Annotated in this window: 3 protein-coding genes and 2 pseudogenes; 4 read left to right on the plus strand and 1 reads right to left on the minus strand. The window is 70.5% G+C overall.

Annotated features, from left to right (window positions below):
• The 4 genes and pseudogenes from AB3X43_RS19075 to AB3X43_RS19090 all read left to right on the plus strand — a co-directional run.
• A partial coding sequence (locus AB3X43_RS19075; protein WP_369431457.1) for a hypothetical protein occupies positions 1-186 on the plus strand: 186 nt, incomplete at its 5' end.
• Positions 187-466: 280 nt separating this feature from the next.
• On the plus strand, positions 467-1,261 hold the full coding sequence (locus tag AB3X43_RS19080; protein WP_369431458.1) for a glycosyltransferase family 4 protein: 795 nt from the start codon (positions 467-469) through the stop codon (positions 1,259-1,261).
• A gap of 15 nt (positions 1,262-1,276) precedes the next feature.
• A pseudogene (locus tag AB3X43_RS19085) lies at positions 1,277-2,407 on the plus strand (glycosyltransferase family 4 protein); the annotation flags it as partial.
• A gap of 645 nt (positions 2,408-3,052) precedes the next feature.
• Positions 3,053-3,568: pseudogene (locus AB3X43_RS19090) on the plus strand (CpsD/CapB family tyrosine-protein kinase); the annotation flags it as partial.
• Here the strand turns inward: AB3X43_RS19090 and AB3X43_RS19095 are convergent.
• Complete coding sequence (locus AB3X43_RS19095) at positions 3,555-4,739, minus strand: right-handed parallel beta-helix repeat-containing protein (protein WP_369431459.1); 1,185 nt, start codon at positions 4,737-4,739, stop codon at positions 3,555-3,557. The pseudogene AB3X43_RS19090 and the gene AB3X43_RS19095 sit on opposite strands and share 14 nt — an antisense overlap.
• Positions 4,740-4,794: the final 55 nt, after the last annotated feature.

The raw sequence follows: 4,794 nt of genomic DNA on the forward strand, positions 1-4,794 counted from the left end.
CGCTGGCCGCGCATGACCGGGGCCCGCCGGCTGGCCACGCTGGTGTGGATGCTCGGTGTCCTGGTGCTGCCACGCCCGCAGGCGCACCGGCTCGCCCTGATCCACCGCCGCTCGGCCGGGGTGCCGACTCCCCCCTCGGCGCACTGCGCCGCCGCCCGCCTCGCGGCGGTGAAATCCCGGAGCTGACCCTGTGGACCCGACCATGTTGATCAACGCCCGCTTTCTCACGCGACAGGCTACCGGCGTCGATCGTTTTGCCATCGAACTGCTGCAGGCCAGTTCCCGCCTGGGGCTGCTGACTGGTGCCCAGGCCATTGTGCCGACAGGAGCCGATCTAGTGACACCCGCCCCCTGTGGCATGTCGGTTCGCTCCGAAGGTCGCCATGCCGGACACCGGTGGGAACAGTTCGAATTGCCGGTGCTGGCGGGTGAGCAACCGCTGGTGAATTTGTGCAACACCGCGCCCATGCGCCATCAGCGACAACTGGCCGTGATCCACGATGCGGCAGCGATCGCGAATCCGCAGAACTACAGCTTCGCGTTCCGGCGCTGGTACTCGATGATGCTGAACTCGGTCATGCACCGCGCCCGCGTCATCGCCACTGTCTCGCGCTTCAGCGCCAGCGAGCTGTACCGGTATTTCGGCAAGCCCTTCCTGAGCATCGAAATCATCCCCGAGGGCGGCGAGCACATCCTGCGCCTGCCTGCCGACCCGACCGTGTTCGAGCGGCTCGACCTGCGCGGGCGGCGCTACGTGCTGGCGGTGGGCAGCCAGTCGCTGAACAAGAACTTCGCCGCCGTGCTCAACGCGATGAGCCTGATCGATGATCCGGACATCGTGCTGGTCGCGGCCGGCGGTGGCAACACGCGCATCTTCACCGACAGTGCCGTGCAGCACGAGCGCCTGCAGCGCACCGGCTACGTCAGCGACCAGCAGCTGCGCGCGCTCTATGAAGGCGCGGCGTGTTTCGTGTTTCCGTCGTTCTACGAAGGCTTCGGCCTGCCGCCGCTGGAGGCCATGTGCTGCGGCTGCCCGGTGATCGTGTCGGACCGGGCCTCGCTGCCCGAGGTCTGCGCCGACGCAGCCCTCTACTGCAACCCCGACGACCCCGCCACGCTGGCCGCGCAGCTGCGCCGCGTGCTGGGTTCGCCCGCCCTGACCGACGAGCTGCGCGCCCGCGGCCACCAGCGCGCCACCCAACTGACCTGGGACCGAGCGGCCCGCGAATTCGCGGACCTGATGGACCTGCACTTCGTCTGACGGATTCAAGGACACCCCATGCAAGCCTCTGCAGCTCCTCTACGTGTCGCCTTGGTTCACGAATGGCTGGTCAACCACGCCGGCAGCGAGAAGGTCGTCGAGGAGATCCTGAAGATCTACCCGCAGGCCGACCTGTTCGCCGTGGTCGATTTCCTGAAGCCGCACGAGCGCGGTTTCCTGCAGGGCAAGGTGGCCAGGACCACGTTCGTGCAGCGCCTGCCCGGCGCGCAGAAACGCTTTCGCCACTACCTGCCGCTGATGCCGCTGGCGATGGAGCAGCACGACCTCTCGGGCTACGACCTGGTCCTGTCGTCCAGCCACGCCGTCGCCAAGGGCGTGCTGACCGGGCCGGACCAGCTCCACGTCTGCTACATCCATTCGCCGATCCGCTATGCCTGGGACATGCAGCACCAGTACCTGAAGGAATCGGGCATGACCGGTGGCGTCAAGGGCACGGTCGCCAAGCTGCTGCTGCACTACATGCGGCTGTGGGACGCACGCACCGCGGCCGGCGTCGACCAGTTCCTGGCCAACTCGGCCTTCATCGGGCGTCGGGTGCGCAAGGTCTACCGGCGCGATGCGGCGGTGATCCACCCGCCGGTCGATGTGGAGCGCTTCGCGCTGCGCACCGACAAGGAGGACTTCTATCTCACCGCCTCGCGCATGGTCCCGTACAAGCGCATGCCGATGATCGTCGAGGCCTTCTCGCGCATGCCCGACAAGAAGCTCGTCGTCATCGGCGACGGGCCGGAGATGGACAAGGTGCGCGCCGCGGCCGGACCGAATGTGTCGGTGCTCGGCTTCCTGGGCGATGCGGCGCTGGTCGATCACATGCAGCGCGCCAAGGCGTTTGTCTTCGCCGCCGAGGAAGACTTCGGCATCACCCCGGTCGAGGCGCAGGCCTGCGGCACGCCGGTGATCGCCTTCGGGCGCGGCGGTTCACTGGAGACGGTGCGTGGCCGCGGCCATCCGGCGCAGCGCACGGGTGTGTTCTTCCAGGAGCAGACGCCCGAGGCGGTGATCGCCGCGGTGGAGGCCTTCGAGGCGCTGCCGGTGCCGATCCGCCCGGAAACCTGCCGCGCACACGCCGAGCAGTTCGCCCCGGCGCTGTTCCGCCAGCGGTTCCAGGCAGCGGTCGAGCGGGCCTGGCTGCGTTTCCATGCCGAGGACGACCCCGAGCACCTGCCGGTGCTTTCCGATGTGCCGGTGCCGGCCCAGCCGCCGGTCCCGGTGCGTCCGCCGCCCAAGCCGGTGGTGCGGGCCGAACCGGTGGCCGCCGTGGTGGAGACACCCGTGCTGGTCGAGCCGTTCCCCGCACCGCGCCCTGTGCCAGTACCTGCTTCTGCTTTTGTGCCGTCTCCCCCGGCGCCTCCCGCCATGTCCCAGTCCGACGACCCTCGCTCCGATCCGGCCCCCAAGCTGCCCTTCGAACTGCCGGTGGCGGATGCGCGACCACGGTCGTCGCCCGGTGCACCGGCGGTGCTGCGCCCGCTGGGCGAGATCATCCGCACGATGCGGCCGCTGTCGGATGGCGACATCGAGCACATCCTCGTCGTCCAGCGGCGCATGAAGCTGCGCTTCGGCGAGGCTGCGGTCGCGCTGGACCTGGTGACGCAGGCCGATGTGCTGTGGGCGCTGTCGCAGCAGTTCAACTACCCGTATTCACTCGACGGCAACGGGCTGCGCGGTGCGGACCTGGTGGTGGCGGTGGAGCCGTACAGCCCGCAGGCCGAGGCCTTCCGCGACCTGCGCAGCAAGATCATGGCCAATGACGCGGCGCAGGGCCGCCAGCCGCTGGCGGTGGTCAGCCCGGACCACGGCGACGGGCGCACCTACGTCGCAGCGAACTTGGCCGTGACCTTCAGCCAGCTCGGCGAGCGCACGGTGCTGGTCGACGGCAACCTGCGCGACCCCGGCATCCACAAGCTCTTCGGCCTGAAGGAGCGCGCCAGCCTGAGCGACCTGCTCAACGGCCGCCGCCCGGCCAAGCCCTTCGACCGCTCGGCCGATCTGCCGGGGCTGTTCATCATGCAGGTCGGCGCACCGCCACCGAACCCGCTGGAGCTGCTGCAGCAGCCGATGTTCGGCATCCTGCTGCGCGAGCTGCAGCGCGAGTTCGACCGCGTCATCGTGGACACGCCGCCTGCCCGCCACACGGCCGACGCCCGCGTGATCGCGGCGACCTGCCGCCAGACCGTGCTGGTCGGCCGCCACGGCAAGACCGAGGCGCGCACGATGAACCTGCTGGTCGACCGGCTGCGCCGCACGCACGCGGCCATCGCCGGCGTGGTCCTCACCGACCACTGACACCGCCGAACCGGGCGCAGTCGAGCTGCGCACCGGGCGTCGTCTGCACCAGCCGGCCTGCGCGCTGGTGCAGCTCGCCGTAGCGGCTGTGCTCGACCGTGTTGCCGCGCAGCAAGAGGTCGCCGATGCCCGCGGCGCCTTCCGGGACCGCGTAGGTGTGGATCTCGATGGCGGCGTGGCCGGTGGGCGGTGCCGTGGCACCGGCGCGCGCCGCGGGCGTCTGGATCTCGCGCAGCCGGTTGTCCTCGATGCGCACGTCGCGCACGCCGTGGGTGTGCCAGTTGCCCTCCTGCGCGACCAGCACGCCGGCCCCGTGCGCCACGCTGCCCACCAGATTGCCGCGCAGGGTCAGGTGCTCGCCGCCGACGACGCTCAGGCCACGGCCCCAGCGTGCGCCGGACACCTCGTTGTCGGCGACCAGCACGTCGTGCACGGGCGGCGCGTCGTCGTAGGAGACGATGGAGATCAGGTCGTCGCCGGTGTCGTGCACCTGGTTGCCGAGCACGCGGCCGTGGTGGCTGCCTCCCGTGATGTGGATGCCGTCGGCCAGCGTGCGCCGGACCGTGTTGTGCGCGATCGTGAAGTCCGCGGCGCCGTAGACCAGCATGCCCACCGATCCGGCACCGTCCACCGTCACGCCGCGCACCACATTGCCCCGCTGCGGCGTGGTGCCGTCGCGGTTGTCGCTGCGGTCGCGGTAGAGGCTGATGCGCGCCTGCGCCGGCGTGCTGCGGCGCTGGTCGGGCGCGGCGGTGAGCGTCAGGCCATAGAGCCGCACGCCGTCGGCGCGCAGGCCGAGCGTGTGGTCGCGCGGGTCGGTGGCCTGCAGCGTGGCGCCCGGTCCCCACAGCGTCACGCCGGGCACGGTGACGAGCACGCTGTGCGCCTGCCGGTAACGCCCCGGCGGGAACACCAGCCAGCCACCGGGTTTCAGCGCCTTCAGCGCACGGGCGATGGCGTCGTCGTCGTCCAGACCGTCATCGGGCACGGCGCCGAAGTCGGTGACGCGCAGCGCGTCCGGCGGGATGGTGGGCAGCGGAGCGAGCGTGGTGCAGGCCTGCGCGGCCGACCAGGCCAGGCCCAGACCCGCGAACGTGAGCGTGAGCGTGAACGCGACGGCGATCGAGCGCGTGGTGTTCCGGAGCCTCTGCCTGTGCAGGGAGCGTTTCATCGGTTTCCTTGTACCGGGCATCGGCGCGGCTGCCCCAGGTGGTCAGGCTAGCGCA

Source organism: Sphaerotilus sp. (assembly GCF_041083715.1).
GTDB lineage: Bacteria > Pseudomonadota > Gammaproteobacteria > Burkholderiales > Burkholderiaceae_C > Sphaerotilus.

What these genes read in the sequence shown, in the direction of transcription:
- AB3X43_RS19095 (WP_369431459.1), bottom strand. Translation starts at nt 4,739, where the DNA reads ATGAAACGCTCCCTGCACAGGCAGAGGCTCCGGAACACCACGCGCTCG.
- AB3X43_RS19080 (WP_369431458.1), top strand. Translation starts at nt 467, where the DNA reads ATGCGCCATCAGCGACAACTGGCCGTGATCCACGATGCGGCAGCGATC.